This window comes from Arthrobacter sp. 01L42 (genome assembly GCF_056400005.1).
Map to the genome: position 1 here is coordinate 127,501 of NZ_JBFTSL010000001.1, position 15,977 is coordinate 143,477.

The 15,977-nt window shown below is 67.6% G+C and carries 18 protein-coding genes, 1 other RNA gene and 1 riboswitch; of the genes, 5 read left to right on the forward strand and 14 right to left on the reverse strand.

Annotated elements, in window-relative coordinates; genetic code table 11:
* Positions 1 to 24 precede the first annotated feature (24 nt).
* The 5 genes from ftsE to ssrA all read left to right on the forward strand — a co-directional run bounded on the left by ftsE (position 25) and on the right by ssrA (position 4,254).
* Positions 25 to 846: a cell division ATP-binding protein FtsE gene (gene ftsE, locus AC1DN2_RS00515; protein ID WP_476848811.1), complete on the forward strand. Its 822-nt coding sequence runs from the start codon at positions 25 to 27 to the stop codon at positions 844 to 846.
* The gene (ftsX, locus tag AC1DN2_RS00520) at positions 843 to 1,757 is read left to right on the forward strand and encodes a permease-like cell division protein FtsX (RefSeq protein ID WP_028276034.1); all 915 of its coding nucleotides are present in this window, start codon (positions 843 to 845) and stop codon (positions 1,755 to 1,757) included. Before ftsE ends, ftsX begins: the two co-directional genes overlap by 4 nt.
* 26 nt (positions 1,758 to 1,783) lie before the next feature.
* On the forward strand, positions 1,784 to 3,187 hold the full coding sequence (locus AC1DN2_RS00525) for a M23 family metallopeptidase (RefSeq protein WP_243181320.1): 1,404 nt from the start codon (positions 1,784 to 1,786) through the stop codon (positions 3,185 to 3,187).
* Between the two features lie 116 nt (positions 3,188 to 3,303).
* Positions 3,304 to 3,774 (forward strand): SsrA-binding protein SmpB, encoded by a 471-nt coding sequence (gene smpB, locus AC1DN2_RS00530; protein ID WP_026266743.1) that lies wholly within the window; start codon positions 3,304 to 3,306, stop codon positions 3,772 to 3,774.
* A gap of 111 nt (positions 3,775 to 3,885) precedes the next feature.
* Positions 3,886 to 4,254: a transfer-messenger RNA gene (ssrA, locus tag AC1DN2_RS00535) on the forward strand.
* A gap of 142 nt (positions 4,255 to 4,396) precedes the next feature.
* Here ssrA and AC1DN2_RS00540 read toward each other — a convergent pair.
* The 14 genes from AC1DN2_RS00540 to AC1DN2_RS00605 form a co-directional block, all read right to left on the reverse strand.
* Positions 4,397 to 4,741: an SHOCT domain-containing protein gene (locus AC1DN2_RS00540; protein WP_243181221.1), complete on the reverse strand. Its 345-nt coding sequence runs from the start codon at positions 4,739 to 4,741 to the stop codon at positions 4,397 to 4,399.
* Between the two features lie 33 nt (positions 4,742 to 4,774).
* Complete coding sequence (locus AC1DN2_RS00545) at positions 4,775 to 5,257, reverse strand: DUF6325 family protein (protein ID WP_476848812.1); 483 nt, start codon at positions 5,255 to 5,257, stop codon at positions 4,775 to 4,777.
* Between the two features lie 301 nt (positions 5,258 to 5,558).
* Positions 5,559 to 5,693: a hypothetical protein gene (locus AC1DN2_RS00550; protein ID WP_018775274.1), complete on the reverse strand. Its 135-nt coding sequence runs from the start codon at positions 5,691 to 5,693 to the stop codon at positions 5,559 to 5,561.
* A gap of 47 nt (positions 5,694 to 5,740) precedes the next feature.
* A complete protein-coding gene (locus AC1DN2_RS00555) occupies positions 5,741 to 6,112 on the reverse strand; it encodes a hypothetical protein (RefSeq protein ID WP_223916096.1) in 372 nt (123 codons plus the stop codon).
* A gap of 87 nt (positions 6,113 to 6,199) precedes the next feature.
* Positions 6,200 to 6,568 (reverse strand): fluoride efflux transporter FluC, encoded by a 369-nt coding sequence (locus tag AC1DN2_RS00560; RefSeq protein ID WP_223916176.1) that lies wholly within the window; start codon positions 6,566 to 6,568, stop codon positions 6,200 to 6,202.
* A complete protein-coding gene (locus tag AC1DN2_RS00565; RefSeq protein WP_476848813.1) occupies positions 6,568 to 7,017 on the reverse strand; it encodes a fluoride efflux transporter FluC in 450 nt (149 codons plus the stop codon). The genes AC1DN2_RS00560 and AC1DN2_RS00565 overlap by 1 nt, the downstream gene beginning before the upstream one ends.
* Positions 7,018 to 7,731 carry a metal-dependent transcriptional regulator gene (locus AC1DN2_RS00570; protein ID WP_079553023.1) on the reverse strand — a complete coding sequence of 238 codons (714 nt, stop codon included), beginning with the start codon at positions 7,729 to 7,731 and terminating at the stop codon, positions 7,018 to 7,020.
* 16 nt (positions 7,732 to 7,747) lie between these two features.
* Positions 7,748 to 9,034 (reverse strand): Nramp family divalent metal transporter, encoded by a 1,287-nt coding sequence (locus AC1DN2_RS00575; protein WP_476848814.1) that lies wholly within the window; start codon positions 9,032 to 9,034, stop codon positions 7,748 to 7,750.
* Between the two features lie 177 nt (positions 9,035 to 9,211).
* Complete coding sequence (locus AC1DN2_RS00580; RefSeq protein ID WP_476849008.1) at positions 9,212 to 9,967, reverse strand: class I SAM-dependent methyltransferase; 756 nt, start codon at positions 9,965 to 9,967, stop codon at positions 9,212 to 9,214.
* 137 nt (positions 9,968 to 10,104) lie between these two features.
* Positions 10,105 to 11,544, reverse strand: a complete 1,440-nt coding sequence (locus AC1DN2_RS00585; protein ID WP_476848815.1) for an aminotransferase class V-fold PLP-dependent enzyme — start codon at positions 11,542 to 11,544, stop codon at positions 10,105 to 10,107.
* Positions 11,545 to 11,578: 34 nt separating this feature from the next.
* Positions 11,579 to 11,692: riboswitch (SAM riboswitch) on the reverse strand.
* A 77-nt stretch (positions 11,693 to 11,769) separates the two neighbouring features.
* Complete coding sequence (hisN, locus tag AC1DN2_RS00590; RefSeq protein WP_028277489.1) at positions 11,770 to 12,600, reverse strand: histidinol-phosphatase; 831 nt, start codon at positions 12,598 to 12,600, stop codon at positions 11,770 to 11,772.
* A gap of 76 nt (positions 12,601 to 12,676) precedes the next feature.
* Positions 12,677 to 13,792 (reverse strand): ribosome small subunit-dependent GTPase A, encoded by a 1,116-nt coding sequence (gene rsgA, locus AC1DN2_RS00595; RefSeq protein WP_476848816.1) that lies wholly within the window; start codon positions 13,790 to 13,792, stop codon positions 12,677 to 12,679.
* A complete protein-coding gene (aroA, locus tag AC1DN2_RS00600) occupies positions 13,776 to 15,179 on the reverse strand; it encodes a 3-phosphoshikimate 1-carboxyvinyltransferase (protein ID WP_476848817.1) in 1,404 nt (467 codons plus the stop codon). The genes rsgA and aroA overlap by 17 nt, the downstream gene beginning before the upstream one ends.
* A gap of 7 nt (positions 15,180 to 15,186) precedes the next feature.
* On the reverse strand, positions 15,187 to 15,735 hold the full coding sequence (locus tag AC1DN2_RS00605; RefSeq protein WP_476848818.1) for a DoxX family protein: 549 nt from the start codon (positions 15,733 to 15,735) through the stop codon (positions 15,187 to 15,189).
* Positions 15,736 to 15,977: the final 242 nt, after the last annotated feature.

The window sequence follows — 15,977 nt, forward strand, 5'->3', positions numbered from 1 at the left end:
ATGTCCTGCAGGGTACTAAGGGCCATGATCCGTTTCGAAAATGTCACCAAGGTCTATGACCAGAAGGCGCGGCCGGCGCTGGATTCGATCAACCTTGAGATCGACCGTGGCGAATTCGCCTTCCTCGTCGGCGCCTCCGGCTCCGGCAAATCGACCTTCCTGCGCCTGGTCCTCAAAGAAGACCGCGCCTCCTCCGGCGCCGTCTACGTGGCCGGCCAGAACGTCGCGAACATCTCCAGCTGGCGCGTGCCGCGCCTGCGCCGCGGGATCGGCGTCGTCTTCCAGGACTTCCGCCTGCTGCCGCAGAAGACCGTCTTCGCCAACGTCGCCTTCGCCATGCAGGTCATCGGCAAGAGCCGCAGCGTCATCCGCGACACGGTCCCCGAGGTCCTGAAGACCGTCGGCCTGGACGGCAAAGAAAACCGTCTCCCGCACGAACTCTCCGGCGGCGAGCAGCAGCGCGTGGCGATCGCCCGCGCCGTCGTGAACCGCCCCGGCATCCTGCTGGCCGACGAGCCGACCGGAAACCTGGATCCCACCACCTCGATGGGCATCATGGGTGTGCTGGACAAGATCAACCAGAACGGCACCACCGTGGTGATGGCCACGCACGACGACGACATCGTCAACGAAATGCGCAAACGGGTGGTGGAACTGAAGAACGGGGTCGTGATCCGCGACGAGGCCAAGGCCCTCTACACCTCCATGATTCCCGTCGTGGGCCAGTCGCGCCGGTTGCGCGACGCCAGCGGACGGGACGAACAGCCGCAGGTTATCCCGCCTCGGGCCGGCTCGCGCGCCGAAGCCCGCGCCGAGTTCCGCACCGCAGGGGAGGGCCAGGCGTGAGGCTTGCATTCGTCCTGGGCGAGATCGGCAGCGGCCTGCGCCGCAACCTGTCCATGGTGATCTCCGTGATCCTGGTGACCTTCGTGTCGCTGACCTTCGTCGGCGCCGCCGGCATGCTGCAGCTGCAGATCAACCAGATGAAGGGCTACTGGTACGACAAAGTCCAGGTGGCCATCTTCCTCTGCAGTGACGGTTCGACGGCGCCCGGCTGCGCCACCGGTCCGGCGACGCCGGAGCAGGAGGACAACCTGCGCACGCTGCTGAAATCGCCCGCGGTGGCGCAGTACGTCAACGACTTCCAGTACGAGTCCAAGGACGACGCCTACAAGCACTTCAAGGAACAGTTCTCCAATTCCCCGATCGTTGACTCCGTGACCCCGGACCAGCTGCCGGCGTCCTTCCGGATCAACATGAAGGACCCGGAGAAGTACGAAATCATCAGCGAGACCTTCTCCTCCCAGGCCGGGGTGGAGACCGTGATCGACCAGCGGCAGCTGCTGGAGCGGCTGTTCTCGGCCATGAACGCCGCGTCCCTGGTGGCCGTGAGCATTGCCGGCGTCATGATCATCTGCGCCATCCTGCTGATCGCAACCACCATCCGGCTCTCCGCGTTCAGCCGCCGCCGGGAAACAGGCATCATGCGCCTGGTGGGCGCGTCCAAGATGGTGATCCAGCTCCCGTTCATCCTCGAAGGCGTGATCGCCGCGGTGATCGGTGCCGCCCTGGCCTCCGGCACCCTGTGGGCCGTGGCCCGCTTCTTCCTCGAAGGCGTCCTGTCCAAGCAGTATCCGGACACCGCGTTTATCTCGCCCGGGCAGACCCTGATCCTGGTACCTGCCCTGATTGGCCTGGGCGTTGTCCTGGCCGGAATTTCCTCCCTGCTGACCCTCCGCCGGTACTTGCGGGTCTAGCTTTGCGCAACGAAAAGGGAATGCTTATGACACCGATGGCCCGCCGCCCCCTCCGGCAATCCCTCCGGCTCCGCCTGGTGGGGCGCCGCAGCCGGATGATCAGCGCCACTCTGGCGCTGGTCCTGGCCGGGACCATGGGGGCCTCGAGTCCGGCGGCATTCGCCGACGACCTTGAGGACCAGCAGGCCGCGCTGCGCGAGGAGGCGGCCCGGGTCCAGCACTCCCTCGAATTCGTGGACGGCAAGATCGCCCAGGCCGCGGCAGACCTGGTCCTGTACCAGGGCCAGCTCCCCGGCGCCCAGCAGGCGCTCACGGACGCCCAGGGCCGGGTGGCCGGAGCGGTCCAGGAAGTACAGGCCCTCGCGGCCCGCGTGGACCTGGCGCAGCAGAACAAGGCAAAAATCACGCAGCAGCTGGAAGCCGACAAACAGAAGATCGCGGACACCCGGAAACTGATCGGGCAGATCGCCACGCAGGCCTACAAGTCCGGCGGCGTCCCGTCCAATCTGTCCCTGTTCTTCGGCTCGAACCAGGGCAGCAGCCTGACGGACACCATAGACCTCGCGGACCAGGCCCTGCGCAGCCAGAACTCCGCGATGGACAAGCTCACCCAGCAGAGCGCCACCAACGTCAACGCGCAGGCCCGGCTGGCCGCCGTCGAGGCTGAAATTACCGACCTCAAGGCCAAAGCCGACGCCGCACTGGCCCGGGAAAAGGCCGCCCGGGACGAGGCCGCAGCCAAGAAGGCCGCCGTGGACAAGCTGATTGCCGACACCACCCGGCTCGACGCCCAACTCCAGGCCGCCAAGCCCGGCATCCAGAACCAGCTCGCCCAGGTCAAGGCCCAGCAGGACGCCGTCGCCGCCGAGATCGCCGAACGCGACCGGAAGCTGCGTGAGGCCTGGCTGGCCGAGCAGCGGCGCATTGCCGAGGCCGCGGCGGCCGCCGCCCGGGCGCAGGGACAGGCGGTCCAGCCGTATGTCCCGCCGGCCCAGGGCTCGCCGTCGGCCTTCGGGCTGCAGCACCCGTTCCCCGGCAATATTCCGATCACCTCCGGGTTCGGCTGGCGGGCGACGCCGCCGGGCACCATCGACTTCTACGGCCAGGGCGGCTACATGCACACCGGCATCGATTTCGGTGCCGCCTGCGGCACGCCCGTCTACGCCGCGGCTGCCGGCACCGTCTTCTCGGCCGGCTGGGCCAACGACGGCGGCGGCAACAACGTGAAGATCTCCCACGGGGTGGTCCAGGGCAACTCGCTGACCACGATTTACTACCACAACACTTCCGTGGCGGTCTCGGTCGGCCAGCACGTCAACCAGGGGCAGCTGATCGCCTATTCAGGCACCACCGGCAACTCCACCGGCTGCCACTCGCACTTCGAGACCTGGCTCAACGGCCGGGCCGTGGACCCGATGAACCTGCTGTAGTCCGGCCCGGGCGGTCCGGCCCGGGCCATCCGCTGAGGCGGGCGCACTGCCGTAAACTGGAAAGACTCCGCACCACCTGGCCGGAGTGAACCACCAACAAACCGAGGAGTCCTACCGTGCCCAAAGAAAGTGGCCGTAAGGTAGTGGCCACCAACCGCAAGGCCCGGCACGACTATCACGTCCTTGACACCTATGAGGCCGGCATCGCGCTGATGGGCACGGAAGTGAAGTCCCTGCGCGAGGGCCATGCCTCGATGGTGGACGGCTTCTGCACGTTCTACAACGACGAGCTGTGGATGGAGGGCATCCACATCCCCGAGTATCACCAGGGGAGCTGGACGAACCACGCCGCACGCCGCCGCCGCAAGCTGCTGCTGCACCGCGAAGAGCTCACGAAGATCTCGCACAAAATCCGCGAGTCGGGCTTCACGATCGTGCCGCTGCAGCTGTACTTCGTGGACGGCCGCGCGAAGGTCGAAATCGGCGTCGCCCGCGGCAAGAAGGAATACGACAAGCGCCAGACGCTTCGCGAACAGCAGGACAAGCGCGAGGCCCAGCGCGTCATGCGCGAACGCAACCGCCGCTAGCGCGCCGCAGGCTATCACGGTCCCCGGGAATGTTTCCCGGAGGCGGTGCGTTATGATTGGTAGTCCGGGAAGGATCCGAAAGTATCCGGTCCGGGTTTGATAAAAAAATACGGGGATGATCGGTTTCGACGATGTTAGTCGCGACAGGTGAAGCGGGCCGAGGATGCAGAATTATCTCGTAAACGCTGTCTGCAAACCAATAAGTGCCGAATCAAAACGCACTGACTTCGCTCTCGCTGCCTAAGCAGTAAGACAGTCCGTCAGCCCGAGGTTGCTATTGCCCCGGATCCTGGCGTCATTTAGATAGCCACTGCTGTTTACCTCCGTCATCGGGGTAAACGGGACTCTTAGATGACTGGGCCCGGATCAGCCAGCTGTTTGCAGCATGGCTGGGGCCGAGAAAATCCGACGCAAACTGCGCCCGGAGAAGCCCTGACAACACGACATCGGACGGGGGTTCAATTCCCCCCATCTCCACATAGGGGCCCGGCAACGGCGCTCCACCCCGTATTGGGTTCACGAAACTCCCCGCCGGCTTCTGTCGGCGGGGAGTTTTGTGCTTAAGGCCAATGAGGAGGGAAGCGTCTTCCGACACTTCCCTCCTCCTTCCAGTTGCTTGGCACTACATGCCGAGGATCTTCGCCTTCTGGACGCCAAACTCTTGTTCCGTGAGAATCCCTTGATCCTTCAGCGCCCCGAGCTGCTTGAGCTGTTCGAGGGCTTCGTTTGAGATGCCGCCGGCAGCCGGGGGAGGGGGTGGTGGCTGCTGGTAGACCGGCTGCTGGTAGGCCTGCGGCGGTGGTTCCTGCTGGGCCATCTGCGAATCGTAGGCCTCCTGCTGCTTGGCCGCGGTCGCGGCGTCCTTCTCGGCAAACTTGTTGGCCTGCCGTCGCTGGACCCGGCCGCTGACTGCACTGGCTGTCCCGGCAACCACCGCCGTGCGCCCTATACCTCTGAGAAGTCCCATAATTTTCTCCTGTCGGATTGCTTCCTGTGTGTCTTACGCGTCGGGTGCCGGCGACACGGCGGGTGCCGTCGTCTCGGCGGCGTCAAGGGCATCAAGTGCTTCCATCACGTCCGGAGCAGGGATCCGCGTGCTCGCGATGAGTTCGCCCCCGCTGTCCCGAACGGCCGCCACGAAAGGTGCCGCCCAGGTGTTCTCGTAGACGATCAGCGCGGCCACCGTCCCGGGGAGCAGCGCGGCCGAGGCCTCGGCGATGTCATCGTCGCCCAAAAGCCCGGTCCGGGCCCCCTCGAAGTAGGAGAACCCCGCCGCGGGACCGCCTGGGTCGGTGAGTTCGAGCACCTCGACAGATCCGTCGTCATTCTTCATGACGACGAGGAGATCGAAGAGGCGGATCACGCCCTGCTCGACGAGCTTAACGAGTTCCTCACTCGCCCGTCCCGTCAGTCCCGATACGGGGAACTCCAGGAGTACGAAGTCGACCGGCCCGTGGGCCTCAGTCTCCGGTGTGGTTGTCACTGGTATTCCTCCGGTCTGTGTCGAGCACGCTGTCTGGCGCACTGGTCTTAGTGTGGGCGGTCCCCGCCGGGCCGTCACCACCCGCGTCGAATGATTCCGATGGGCCCCGCGCCGCTCAACGGTTGGAACTGCGTCGCGGACATGGCCCCGGAATAGGACCTCTCGGTCGGATCCCAAGACCACTCAACCGCCAACGTGAGATTGTCACATCATCCATTTCGGGTGAGCCACCAGCCCGCCGGGACGTGTCAGGGCAACACGACAAGAGGCCGGAAGCAACGGCTTCCGGCCTCTCGATTTTTCAGCGCTTCTTGATGTGTGCCACTGGGTCGGTGTGGGCATCAACGATGTGTTTCGCCTTTTTCTCTGCCCGTTTTTCCTTGATGGTTTTAACCGACTTCTTCGACACGCTCTGGTGCGGCGTCTTGTCAGGCATGGTGCTCTCCCTCACGGCAGGGGCCAGGGGTAGCCCCGTCTTTTAAGCTACGCCTCGGGAACGGCGGCGTCCACGATCCCTGCGAAACGGCTGCCGACGCCGTCGTACACACTGCGCACGAGCCCGGGCCCGAGCACCGGGATCTCGCGTGCCTCGTGGTGCGCGCAGCAGACGTAAGTGAACTCTGGCCACCATTTTTTGGGCCGGGCCGCTTCGGAGAATCCGCAGACGGCACAGGTGAGCTGGACCCAGACGGGCCGCTTGCCGGTGCGGTTTGCCTTGGACTGGACCAGCCACGCCGGCGGGTTGTCCAGCAGCTCCCCCAGCTCGGCCTCGGACAGCCGGGGCGGGATGCCGTGACGGTGCGCCATTTCCAAGGGAATGTCGAGGGTCTGGGCTGCTTCACGTCGGGTAACCATCCTTCAACGATACGGGAACGACGGCGGCCCGAAGCCACCAGGGCGCCCCGATGTTACCCTCGACACACCGGCGGCGGGCTAAGGTTTTCAGCCCGCGAGGGCAAGCCCAAGCGCGGCGGCCGCGAGCCCCACGAGAAGGTTCGCGCCGATGTTGAGCGCCGCCGCCCGGTACCGCTCTTCGCTGACCAGGCGGACCGTCGCGGTGGTCCATGAGCTGAAGGTGGTCAGGCCGCCGGCGAGACCGGTTGCGATCGCGGCGTGCCAGTCGGTGCCCAGCTCCAGGTGGCCGGTCAGGCCGACGGACCAACCGATGATAAAGGATCCGGCGACGTTGACCGTGAACGTCGCCCAGGGCCAGTGCGGTCGGGAGCCCTGATGGTGCGCAAACCAGGAGTCGACGGCGAACCGCAGGAGTGCTCCCGCCACCCCGCACGCCCCGACCACGAGCGCGGTCATCATTGGGCACCGCCGCGGAGGTCTGCAATCGCCTTGCCGGTTTTCCAGCCGGCCGCCGCCGCCCCGAGGCCCAGGACCAGCGAGAGCCCGAGGTAGGCCAGCCACGTGGCATGGAAGCCGCCGCGGATCTGCTGGTCAATGGCGATCACCAGCGCCGAAAAGGTGGTGAAGGACCCTAGGAGGCCGGGGCCGATGCCGGCCCGCAGCCAGAAAGCCGTCTGCGGCCGCGCGATCCAGAGGGTGGTCAGGGTGGCCAGAACGAAACTCCCGGAGACATTGATCGCCAACGTGGTCCACGGCACCGCGCCGGTGCTTTCGGGAAAAATCAAGCCGGCGCCGAAACGCAGCTCGGTTCCGATCAGCCCGCCGACGGCGACGGCGGACCAGGCCTTCCACCCCGGCACGCCGGGGCGCGGCACGGCCCGGCGCTCGTCCAGCGCACCCTTCACTCAGCTCTCCGTGACGCTGCAGCCGGCGTGCCCGGCATCGCTGTGGACCCAGAGGGCCGAGGCGACCTCGTCGGCGAAATCGAATTCGCGCGGTGCCGCGGCGGAACCGATCCGCACTACCATGGGGCCACCGAAGGGACGCCGGCCCACCACCTCCACTTCGGCGTCGAGGTCGATGTCCTCTGCGGCGAGATAGCGCAGGAGCTCCGGGTTCTCGTCGCTGATCCGGGTGATCCGGCCGGTGTGGCCGTCGTCGAGTTCGCTCAGGCGGTGGGCGGCGGGCATCAGCACCGAGCCGTCGGCTGCCGGAATTGGATCGCCGTGCGGGTCCCGGGTGGGGTTCCCCAGCTTGGCCGCCATGCGTTCAATAAAGGTGTCCGAGACGGCGTGTTCCAGGAGTTCGGCTTCGTCATGGACCTCGTCCCAGCGGTACCCCAGCTCGCGGACGAGGAAAGTCTCGATCAGCCGGTGCCGCCGGACCATGGACAGGGCGAGCCGGACCCCATCGCTGGTGAGCGTGACGGCGCTGTAGGGCTTGTGGTCCACGAGGCCCTGGTCCTTGAGCTTGCGGACCATTTCCGAAACCGAGGAGTTGGCGACGCCCAGGCGCTGCGCCAGCTGCGTGGAGGTGATGGGCTTGCGCTGCCACTCGGTGAACGAATAGATGACCTTGACGTAGTCCTCGATCGAGGAGGAGGGCGTACTGGTCTTCACAGACCTAAGCCTACCGTCAGCTGCTTCCGGAGAAAGTGAGCCACAGCAGCACCAGGTTGAGAGCCACGACGAGCACCACGCTGATGATGGCGGCGACTCGGAGGGCCGGGCCGTCGGCGAACCGGCCCATCAGGGCTTTGTTGCTGGTCAGCACCACCAGCGGGACCAGGACAAAGGGAATCCCGAAGCTGAGGACCACCTGGCTCAGGACGAGCGCCCAGGTGGGGTCGAAGCCCACCGCCAGCAGCACGACGGCGGGGATGAGGGTCACGACGCGCCGGGCCATGACGGGGATCCGGATCTTGAGCAGGCCCTGCATGATGGTGCCGCCGGCATAGCAGCCCACCGAGGTCGATGCCAGGCCGGAGGCGAGCAGCCCGACCGCGAAGATCACGCCGACGATCGGGCCGAGATTGGCGGTGATGGCCGCGTGCGCGCCCTCGATCGTGTCCGTGCCTTCTTCGCCGCCGAGGGTGGAGGCGGCCAGGAGCAGCATGCCGATGTTGACCAGTCCGGCGATCGCGAGGGCGGCCACGACGTCGAACCGGGTGGCCCGGACCAGGCGCGCGATGGCCGCCGGGGGAACATGCAGGTGTTCGTCCGGCCGGTGCCGGTCCCGGGACAGGGCCGAGTGGACGTAGATGGCGTGCGGCATGACGGTGGCCCCGAGCATGCTGGCGGCCAACAGGACGGTGTCCGGGCCCTGGAAACCGGGCATGAGCCCGGCCAGGGCGGCCCCCGGATCGGGCGGGCTGATGAACAGCCCGGCCAGGAAGCCGACTGTGATGATGCCGAGCAGGAACATGATGATGAATTCGAACGGCCGCTGTTTCTGCCGGGCCTGGACCGCGAGCAGGAGCATTGACACGGCGCCGACAATCACGGCGCCAAGGGGGAGGGGCAGGCCGAAAAGCAGGTACAGGGCGATTGCGCCGCCCACCACCTCCGCGAGATCGGTGGCGGCGGCGACAACTTCGGCCTGCACCCAGAAGGCGCGGCGCCAGAACGGCTTGAGCCGTTCACCAAGGATCTCGGGAAGGCTCTTGCCCGTGACGATCCCGAGCTTGGCGGACTGGTACTGGACGAGGACGGCCATGACGTTGGCGGCCACGAGGACCCACACCAGCAGATAGCCGTACTGCGCTCCGGCGGTCAGGTTGGCGGCCACGTTTCCGGGGTCCACGTAGGCGATCGACGCCACGAAGGCCGGTCCCAACAGGCCGATCAGCGCCCTCCGGGCCCCCGGGTGTTTGTAAGTGGGGGCGTCCTGCGCCGGTTGCCCGTGTCCCGTTAGCTCCAGCACTGCCAGCTCCTGTGATTGGCGCGTCGGCGTTGACGCGATGATCGGCGCCGGCCGGAAAACAGCCGGTGTCAAAGTTTCGTGTGCCTATAAGAATTTATTAGGCATACCGAAACAATAAGCCCGGCGGGCGCTGCGTGCAATCCGGGGGAATCCGGGGGAATCCGGGGTGAGCGTGCATCAGGCCCGGAAGGCCCGCCACGTCTGGGTCAGGTAGGGCAGCCGGAGCACCTCGCCAGGGATGTGTCCCAGGTGCTCGTGCAGGTACCAGGCGAGGTTGTCGGTGACCTTGGCCCGGGTGGAGTCCGATGCCGCGAGATAGTAGCTGCGGGACTTGGCCAGCTCCTGGATGTCCTCCGTCGTGACGGAATCCTCCCAGCGCGTCAGGTGGCTCTCCAGCCCGGTGAACTCGGGGCCCACGGCCGGACGGAAGTGTGGTTTGTGGACGTCCCCGGCGTGCATGATCCGGGAGAGCCGGTGCACCCAGGGCACGCTGGTGTCCAGCTGGTTCCAGATCAGGCCCAGCACGCCGTGCGGCCGCAGGATCCGGGCAATCTCGGTGCTTGCCAGGCCGGGGTCGCACCAGTGCCACGCCTGGGCGACCGTGACCAGGTCAAAGGACTCCGGCTCGAGACCGGTGTCCTCGGCGCTGCCCTCGATGGCGGTGACGTCCGGCAGGGTCCGGCGCAACTGCCCGAGCATGTCGGCAGAGGGGTCCACGGCCACCGTGCCCAGTCCGCGTTCCGCCAAAAGGGAGGTGAACTTCCCGGTGCCCGCGCCAATGTCCGCGGCGTCCCTGGCTCCCGACGGGACCAGCCAGTCGGCTGACTCCTGCGGATAGCCGGGGCGGACGCGCTCGTAGTGCTCCCCGCCGTCCTGGAAGCTTTGTCCGAGTTCCTGGCGCCGCACGCTGTGCAGCTTCGGTCCGCTGTGCAGTTTCGGTCCGCTGTGCGGCTTGACTCCGCTGTGGAGCCTGGGGCCGGCGCTTGCCACGTGCGATCTCCTTCGGGAAGGTCCTGCTGGTCTCAGATACCTTTCGAATTTACCGCACCCGCGCCGGGCCCCGATCCTGCCTAGTCGAGGGTGCAGGGCGCAGCGCCGGCGGTGCCCGGGGTGTTCGGCGCCCAGTGGGGATAGCTGCGGGTATCGTTGGCCGGCACCCAGCGGCCCGCGTCCACCACGTAATCCCAGCCGAGTCCGTTCTGCCGCAGCTGCTGCAGGCCGGCCAGCAGGCGTTCGGCGTCCTCAAGCCGTGAGCCGAGGCCGAAGCTGGCCCGCAGGGAGCCGGCGGGCAGGCCGAGCCGCTTGAGCAGCGGGTGGGCACAGAAGCGGCCGTCGCGCAGGCCAATGCCGTGTTCGGCCGACAGGTAGGCGGCCACCAGTCCGGCGTCGTAGCCTTCCACGGAAAAGTTCACGACGCCGATCGTGCCGGTGTCCGGCTGATCGCCTCCAGTGGAAGAAGCAGGGGAAGAATCGGAAGCCGAATCGGCAAAGATCCGGTGCACGGTTACTCCCTCGATGCCCTGGAGGCCCTCGACGAGGAAGGACCGGATGGCGTCCTCGTGGGCCTGCCACTGCTCCGGGTCCAGGGCCGCAATGACCTGGGTGGCGCGGGCGAGGGCCGCCGCGCCGAGGACGTTCGGCGAGCCGCCCTCATGCCGGGCAGGTCCCGTGGTCCAGCTGACGGAGTCGAGCCGGGCATCGCGGACCGCGCCGCCGCCGGCCAGGTGCGGGGTGCCGGCGTCGAGCCAGTCCGTCCGCCCCACCAGCACGCCGGCGCCGAACGGGGCGTACAGCTTGTGTCCCGAGAAGGCGAGGTAATCGACGTCGTCCGCGGCGATATTGATCCGCCGGTGCGGGGCGAGCTGCGCGGCGTCGACAACGATCCTGGCGCCGTATTCGTGCGCCAGTGCGGCCAGGGTCCGGATCGGGAGGATCTCCCCGGTGACGTTGGAGGCGCCGGTGACGGCCAGCAGGCTCACCCCGCCGCGGGCGAGTTCGTCGCGCAGGCGGTCCACGGTGGCCGCGAGGGTGGCGGCGGCCACGACGCTGCGGTGCGGGACATTCTGCCAGGGCAGGAGGTTGGCGTGGTGTTCGATGTCGAGGTAGAGGACCTCGCCCGCGGGCCGCCCGTCGCGCAGCGGCAGGCAGCCGGCCAGCAGGTTCAGGGAATCGGTGGTGTTGCGCGTGAAGATCACGGAATCGCCGGGCCGGCCGCCCACGAAGTCCCGCACGATGTCCCGGGCGTTCTCGTAGACGGAGGTGCTGATCTGTGATGCGTAGCCGGCGCCGCGGTGCACGCTTGCGTAGTACGGCAGGATTTCGTTCAGGTAGGCCGAGACCACGGACAGGGCCGGTGCGGAGGCGCCGTAGTCGAGGTTGGCGTAGCGCGCGTGGCCGCCTGTGATCAGCGGGGCCTGGATTTCAGCCCCGGTGACGGCTGCCAGCGGGCGGGCCGCGAGGGCAAGCCGTGCATGGAATTCAGTGGCGGCGGGGAAAGTGGCAGTTGTCATGGGACCTCACTCGAACAGGACCCCACACCGTGGGAATCCGCGCTTGCCGGGTCCGTTCCGGACCGGCCAGGTCGTCACCCGGGGCACCCCACCGCGACTGGAGGGTTGCCGGCCAGCAAACCGGGGTTTAGCGCTGGCACTCGTGACCTGCATCGAGCGTAGGACATCGGCGCAGCCGGGGAAAAGGCGGCCGCCGATTGTGAAGCGGAATATTACGGGCGCGGATCAGTTGTTCGGGTGGGCCTGGAAGAGGTCGTCGAGTCCGGGGTTGAGCCGCTTGAGCACTTCCGAGTGCAGGATCGAATTGGTGGCCAGGGCGTTGCCGCCGAAGGGGCCGTCCTCGCCTTCGAGCGAGGTGAAGCGGCCGCCGGCCTCGGTCACGATCGGCACCAGGGCGGCCATGTCATAGAGATTCAGCTCGGGTTCGCAGGCGATGTCCACGGCGCCCTCGGCCACGAGGCAGTACGACCAGAAGTCACCGTAGGCGCGGGTCCGCCACACTTCCTCGGTCAGGCCCAGGAACTCATCCAGGTTCCCGCGTTCCTTCCAGCCGCCAAGGCTGGAGTAGGACAGCGAGGCGTCCTCGAGATTGGAGACGTTGGATACCTTCAACCGTGTGGCGGCGGCGAGCGAGCGGCCCGTGTAGGCGCCTGCACCCTTGGCGGCCCACCAGCGCTTGCCCAGTGCCGGCGCGCTGACGACGCCGACCACCGGCTCGCCCTCATCGACGAGGGCGATCAGGGTGGCCCAGACCGGGACGCCGCGGACAAAGTTCTTCGTGCCGTCGATCGGGTCGATGATCCACCGGCGGGAACCGTGGCCCGAGCTGCCGAACTCTTCGCCCAGGACCGCGTCACGCGGACGTGACCGGGAGAGCTGGCCGCGGATGGCCTCTTCCGCGGATTTGTCGGCATCGGTGACGGGTGTAAGGTCGGGCTTCGTCTCGATCCGAAGGTCGAGCGCCTTGAAGCGGCTCATGGTCTGGGAATCGACCGAATCTGCCAGTACATGGGCAAGGCGCAGGTCATCGTTGTAGCTCGAAGCGGGTTGGCTCATGGTTCCAAACTACCGTCAAACCGGGCCCCCGGGCGGGAGGCCGCGGCTCGGCGCCGCCGCCCCGCTGCCGGTCCGGCTAGGAGACGGTGCCCAGTTCCTTGGTTTCCTGCGCTTCCATCCGCGGGTCCGTGCCCAGCAGCCGGCGCAGGGACGCGAGCCTGGCCGGTCCCGAGGGCCCCGCGTGCCCGGCCGCAACCCACTTGTCGACGCCGCAGTTGACGGCGGTGGAGTCATGCTTGCAGCCGCGTTCGCAATCATCGGTGCCCGGTTCCAGGTCCGGGAAGGAACGCAGGATCCGGTCCGGGTCCACGTGGGCCAGACCGAAGGACCGGATGCCGGGGGTGTCGATGATCCAGCTGCCGGCAGGGGCATCGTTGACTTTGAGCGCCAGTGCGGAGGAGGACGTGTGGCGGCCGCGGCCGGTTACCGCGTTCACGCCTCCCGTGGCCCGCTCGGCCCCGGTCAGGGCGTTGACCATGGTGGACTTGCCGACGCCGGAATGGCCCAGCATCACGGTGACCTTGCCGTCGAGGTAGTCGCGCAGCTGGGATACCGCGTCCTTGTCGAGCCGGGCGGAGAGCCCGTCGTCGGAGCGGGCGTCGATGCCGGAAGCGGCGGTGTCGGCGGTCTTGGAGATGATGACGGGGAAGTCGAGGTGCTGGTAGTTGGACAGCAGCTCGGCGGGATCCTTGACGTCGGCCTTGGTGACGAGCAGCAGCGGCTCAATGCCGGCGTCGTACGCGGCCACCAGCGCGCGGTCGATGAAACCGGTCCGCGGCTCGGGGTTGGCAGCGGCGACCACCACCACCAGCTGGTCGGCGTTGGCCACGACGGCACGTTCGATCGGGTCCGTGTCGTCGGCGCTGCGGCGCAGCAGCGTCTTGCGGTCCTGGATCCTGACCAGCCGCGCCAGAGTGTCGGGCTCGCCGGTGACATCCCCGACCAGGGAGACGAAGTCGCCGGCAACCACCGGGTTGCGGCGCAGTTCCCGGGCCCGGGCCGCGATGATCTTGCGTTCGTCCGCGGTCCCCTCGCCGACGACGGCGGTGTAGCGGCCGCGGTCAACGGTGATGATGCGTCCGGTGACGGCGTCATCGTAGCTGGGCCGGTCCTTGGTGCGGGGCCGTGTGCCCTTCTTGTTCGGCCGGATCCGGACGTCGGACTCGTCCCAGGAATCAGTGCTGCGTGCCACCGGCGGTGTCCTCATCTGCGGCGGGTCCCTGGGCCAGCATCGCTTCCCAGAGTTGCGGGAAATCGGGCATGGTCTTGGCCGTGGTTGCGATGTCCTCGACTTCCACGCCGGCTACGGCAAGGCCGAGGATGGCGCCGGCGGTTGCCATGCGGTGGTCCGCGTAGCTGTGCACGACGCCGCCGTGCAGCGCGGCCGGGCGGATGATGAGGCCGTCGGGGGTTTCTTCGGCGTCCCCGCCGAGGCGGTTGATTTCGGCGACGAGGGCGGCGAGCCGGTCCGTTTCATGGCCTCGGAGGTGGGCGATGCCGCCCAGCCGTGAGGGGCCGGTGGCGAGGGCGCACAGCGCGGCTACGGTGGGGGCGAGTTCGCTGGTTTCGTCGAAGTCGCCGCCCTTGATCTCCGGGCCCCCGCTGACGGTCAGGGTGCCGCCGTCAACCGTCACCGTGGCGCCCATAGCGGTCAGGATTCCGCGCCAGAGATCACCCACCTGGGTGGTTTCCGCGGGCCAGTTCGGGATCCGCACGGTGCCGCCGGTGGCCAGGGCCGCCGCGAGGAAGGGGCCGGCGTTCGAGAGGTCCTGCTCGATCCGGACGTCGAAGGCGCGGATCGGGCCGGGGGAGACAACCCAGTGGTTCGGCACCGAGTCGTCGACCGCCACGCCCACGCCGCGCAGCACGGCCACGGTCATGTTGATGTGGTCCAGGCTCGGCACGGGCTTGCCGACGTGCTCCAGGTGGAGTCCCTCGGTGAAGCGCGCCCCGGCCAGCAGCAGGGCGGAGACGAACTGGGACGAAGCGCTGGCATCGATGACCAGGTGGCCGCCGCGCACCTCGCCCGAGCCGTGCACCGTGAACGGCAACGACGACGCCGGACCGCCGTTGGGTGCGGTGACTGCCACACCCAGGCCGGCGAGGGCCTCGATAATGGTGCCCATGGGGCGTTTGCGGGCGTGCGGGTCGCCGTCGAAACGGGACTCACCGCGGCGCAGCGCGGCCACCGGCGGGACAAAGCGCATGACCGTGCCGGCCAGGCCGCAGTCGATCGCCGTGTCAGCCGCCGCGGTGTCCATGCTGATCGGGACGATTTCCAGGTCGGGGCCGAAGGCGCCGTCGCCGGGCACTTCCGTGACGGTGGCCCCCAACTGCCGCAGGGCCTCAATCATCAGCGCGGAATCCCGGGAGTGCAAGGGAGCCCGCAGCCGGGAAGGTCCGTCCGCGAGGGCGGCGAGCACGAGGTACCGGTTGGTCAGGGACTTGGAGCCGGGAACGGTGACAGTGGCATCGACCGGCCGGGCGGCGAAGGGGGCGGGCCAGTGCAGGCCGGCGTCGGCTGCATGGGCGCCGGCAGGGTGGGACGGGGCAGCTGCAGAGGGGGTGGTGCCAGTCATTACCGTCTTAGGCCCCGGCAGAGTGGTCTACGGCTTTGCGCACGACTTTGTCGGCCTTCTTCAGCTGCTTGTTGGTGGTCTTGCGGGCATCTGCGGCGAGGTGTCCGGCGCTCTTCTTGGCATCGGCGGCCAGGTGCCCGGCGCGCCAGGCCAGGCTGGGCTTGCCGGCGGTATCGACCGCGGCGAGGAGCGCTCCGCCGGTGAGGGAGACGTTTTTCAGGAGCTGTTTGCGGCGGGCGTCGCGGGCTTCCTTCGAGGAGATGTCCGCGCTGCGCCATTCGACGTAGCCGTTCAGGAGCGAGATGACGGCGAGCAGGGTGGCCGCCAACCGGGCGGACTTGCCGAGGGCGAAGCAGACGCCGGCGCCGATCTGGGTGCCGCCGATCACGCGTGCCACGACTTTTTCATTTGGCTGGAACGGCAAGGCGTCGGCCGCACGGCGCAACAGGGGGGACAGCTGGGCCGCAGTGTCATCCGCGTTCTTGAGCTTGTCCATGCCGGCGAGGACGAAACTGGAGGCGAGCATGGGCCGGGCGAGAAAGCGGACAAACGACATGAATTTCCTCCTGGATGGACGAACAGCGGCTTCACTGCGGGAGAACCGGTTCTAGTCTTGCACTTTTGCGGAATATTTGCCCGCAGGACGTGGTTGTGAAAGGCAGATCCCAGCAGGCTAACGAAGGCGGAGATTTGACTCTGGTCAAAGACAGGGCGGAACCGGAAGCCGGTTCCGGTCAATCATGGACCCTCGCGCTTCCGGCGGTTCCGGGTGCCCGGCGGAAGGTGACAGTAGACTTG

Bases quoted from the DNA above. Each gene is read 5' to 3' on its own strand.
- ftsE (WP_476848811.1), top strand. From the start codon at position 25: ATGATCCGTTTCGAAAATGTCACCAAGGTCTATGACCAGAAGGCGCGG.
- AC1DN2_RS00525 (WP_243181320.1), top strand. From the start codon at position 1,784: ATGACACCGATGGCCCGCCGCCCCCTCCGGCAATCCCTCCGGCTCCGC.
- AC1DN2_RS00540 (WP_243181221.1), bottom strand. From the start codon at position 4,741: ATGGGACTTCTCAGAGGTATAGGGCGCACGGCGGTGGTTGCCGGGACA.
- AC1DN2_RS00550 (WP_018775274.1), bottom strand. From the start codon at position 5,693: ATGCCTGACAAGACGCCGCACCAGAGCGTGTCGAAGAAGTCGGTTAAA.
- AC1DN2_RS00555 (WP_223916096.1), bottom strand. From the start codon at position 6,112: ATGGTTACCCGACGTGAAGCAGCCCAGACCCTCGACATTCCCTTGGAA.
- AC1DN2_RS00560 (WP_223916176.1), bottom strand. From the start codon at position 6,568: ATGACCGCGCTCGTGGTCGGGGCGTGCGGGGTGGCGGGAGCACTCCTG.
- AC1DN2_RS00585 (WP_476848815.1), bottom strand. From the start codon at position 11,544: ATGACAACTGCCACTTTCCCCGCCGCCACTGAATTCCATGCACGGCTT.
- hisN (WP_028277489.1), bottom strand. From the start codon at position 12,600: ATGAGCCAACCCGCTTCGAGCTACAACGATGACCTGCGCCTTGCCCAT.
- aroA (WP_476848817.1), bottom strand. From the start codon at position 15,179: ATGACTGGCACCACCCCCTCTGCAGCTGCCCCGTCCCACCCTGCCGGC.
- AC1DN2_RS00605 (WP_476848818.1), bottom strand. From the start codon at position 15,735: ATGTCGTTTGTCCGCTTTCTCGCCCGGCCCATGCTCGCCTCCAGTTTC.